3 protein-coding genes are annotated in these 3,012 nt (G+C 51.7%); 1 reads left to right on the forward strand and 2 read right to left on the reverse strand.

Annotated features, from left to right (window positions below):
- Nucleotides 1-1,191 (forward strand): transglutaminase domain-containing protein (locus tag AC1WIP_RS13760; RefSeq protein ID WP_481142365.1); only part of this gene is annotated, 1,191 nt, incomplete at its 5' end.
- Nucleotide 1,192: 1 nt separating this feature from the next.
- Here the strand turns inward: AC1WIP_RS13760 and AC1WIP_RS13765 are convergent.
- Nucleotides 1,193-2,635, reverse strand: a complete 1,443-nt coding sequence (locus AC1WIP_RS13765; RefSeq protein WP_481142366.1) for a TrkH family potassium uptake protein — start codon at nt 2,633-2,635, stop codon at nt 1,193-1,195.
- 9 nt (nt 2,636-2,644) lie between these two features.
- Nucleotides 2,645-3,012 (reverse strand): TrkA C-terminal domain-containing protein (locus AC1WIP_RS13770; RefSeq protein ID WP_481142367.1); only part of this gene is annotated, 368 nt, incomplete at its 5' end.

A 3,012-nucleotide genomic window follows, 5' to 3' on the forward strand; every position in this document is an offset into this window, starting at 1 on the left:
GATATATATCCCTATTATGGAATGCTTACAGAGGACATGCAGCAGGTGTACCGTCAGATTTATGCCAATGCCATTACGCTTACGCCTTCCTTTGCTCCGGTGACCGATATCAATGTAAATCAGCTGAAAAATGTTTTTGAGGCGGTGTATAATGACCATCCGGAGCTGTTTTGGCTGGAGACGGGCTACACCTGTAAATATCTGCGCACAGGGCAGTGTGTGGAGATAGTGCTGCAGTTTAATGAGACAGCAGACTATCTCGGGGAGGCCAGACAGAATTTTGAAAGCCGGGCGGAAGAGATTTTGGCCCAGGCCAGATCGCTTGGCAGTGATTCCCGGAAGGAGCAGTATGTGCATGACACCCTTGTAGATTCTGTGGAATATGATGCTGGGGCAGATATGAATCAGAGCGCCTACAGCGCTTTGGTAAACGGGAGGAGCGTCTGCGCGGGATATGCCAGAGCCTTCCAATATCTCATGCAGCAGCTGGATGTTCCCTGTTATTATTGTACCGGATATTCAGGGGAGGATCATGCCTGGAACATAGTCAGGCTGGGACAGGATTACTATAATGTGGATGTGACCTGGGATGACACAGATCCTTCTACCTATGATTACTATAATAAATCTGACGCAGAATTTGCCTCCACCCATGTGCGCAGAGGTCTGTCTGTTTACCTGCCTGCCTGCAACGGAACCTTTTCCGGGGATGCAGCGCAGGAAAGCGCGGTTTCGGAAGGCGGCCAGGTTCAGGGGCAGACCGATTCGCAGGAAGCGGAAGAGGAGACGCAGCAGCCCTTGATCAATCCAAACCCTCAGGAACCCCTCACCTGGCAGAGCACCTGGAACAATAACCGCACGGAGGGTACCCAGGAGGACTCTCAGGAACAGAGACTGGCGGAGGCTGGCATCACAGCCGACGAGGTTTTAGATACCATGGAGGAATATTATAGGGACTGCCTGGAACAGATGACAGCCCTTGGCAGCGGCCAGCAGCAGTTTACCAATGTGGTGCCTGAGACGCTGTGGCCGTCTATTGAAAGGGCCTACAGTGACAACAGCTTCCGCAGCCAGTATGTGGAGCAGGCCTTGAATGAGATGGGAATGCAGAATTTTGCCATTCAGCTGCAGGCTCAGAGGCTGGGAGGCGGCTATTACAGGCTTTACCACAATATTTCCACCTGGAACTAGGTTAGTATTTTTTCCAGCAGGAAGGCATGAAAATCACCAAAAGGGGAAACAGCTCCAGACGTCCGGCCAGCATGTCAAAGATCAGCACACATTTGGCGAAGGGGCTGTAGAGGGAAAAATTCTGAGTGGGTCCTACCAGCTCCAGCCCGGGGCCTATGTTGTTTAAGGTGGCTGCCACCGCTGAAAAATTTGTGGTAAAGTCGAACTCATCCAGCGCCACTAACAGCAGTGACAGGAAGAAAATCACAAAGTAAACGGAAATAAATACATTTGTGGAACGCATGGTTTCATGGGAGATAACGTGCCCATCCATGCGTATTTTTTTTACCATGCGGGGATGGATGATCATGGACAGCTCCTTGCGGATGGCCTTGCACAAAATAACAATCCGGGATACCTTGATACCTCCGGCGGTGCTTCCGGCACAGGCTCCGACAAACATCAAGACGAGAAGTATGGTTTTGGACAGCTGGGGCCAGGCGTTAAAATCAGTTGTGGAGTAGCCTGTGGTGGTGATGATGGAGCCCACCTGGAAAAAGGCGTGGCGCACAGCTTCTTCCAGGCTTGGGTAGAGGCTGCGGATATCCAGGATGATAAGCCCGGCCCCTGCTAAAATAATCAGCAGATACCAGCGCAGCTCCTCCATGGTGAGTGCTTCCTTAAAGTGTCTGCGCAGCAGCAGGAAATACACTGTATAATTGACGCCGCTTAAAATCATCAGGAGAGTAGTCACATTCTGAATCAGCGGCGAGTAGGATGCCATGCCGTCGTTTTTAAAGCCAAAGCCTCCGGTTCCCACGGCGCCAAAGGTGGTCAACAAAGAATCAAACAAGGGCATGCCGCATAAAAGCAAAGAAAGGATACCCGCAGCAGTGATGCCAAAATAGAGCTGGTACAGAATTTTTGCGGTGTTCCTCACCTTGGGAACCAGCTTCTCCACAGAAGGACCGGGGCTTTCCGCCCGCATCAGGTTCATGGCGGAGCCTCCCATGAGTGGGAGAACCGCCATCATAAATACAAAGACGCCCATGCCGCCGATCCAGTGGGTGAAGCTTCTCCAAAACAGACTTGCATGGGTGAGAACCTCCACATCTGTGAGAATGCTGGCACCGGTGGTGGTAAAGCCGGAGATGGTTTCAAAGACAGCGTCCACATAATGGGGAATCTCCCCGGTGAGCACAAAGGGAACCGCGCCGAACAGACTCATGATGGTCCATCCCAGGGCAACGCTGGCAAAGCCCTCCCTGGTGGACAGATCCTTTTTTGAGGGACGCTTTCTTTTTAGGAGAAATCCCAGCAAAAAACAGCACAAGGCGGTGGCAAAATAAATTGCCGCTGCCTGGGGTTCCTTGTAAACCAGCCCGGTGAGGGCGGGCAGGAGAAGAAAAGCAGCCTCAAATTCCAGTATCCAGCCGATAATGTAAATTACAATTCCGATGTTCATTTTGATTCTTTAGACCTCCAGAATGTCCTTGATGTCATTGAGCCGGGAGTTGGTTAAAACCACTACCACCGAATCTCCCACCCGAAGCTCGTCCTGCCCGCCGGGGATAATGAATTTCCCGCCCCGGCTGATGCAGCAGATCAGCAGATTTTTGCGCAGGGGCAGCCTTTCTAAAGGCGTGTCGGTGACAGGGGAGGTTTCCTTGATATAAAATTCCAGGGCTTCGGCCCGGCCTTCCTCCAGCTTGTAGAGGTTTTCCACGTTGCTGTTTAAGGACTCATTCATAGAGCGGGCATATTTGATAATGGTGTCCGCTGTGAGAAGCCTGGGGTAGGTGATGCTGTCCAGCTTCAGGTCGTTCAGCACACTGTTGAAGT

This window comes from Acetatifactor sp., from assembly GCF_982438285.1.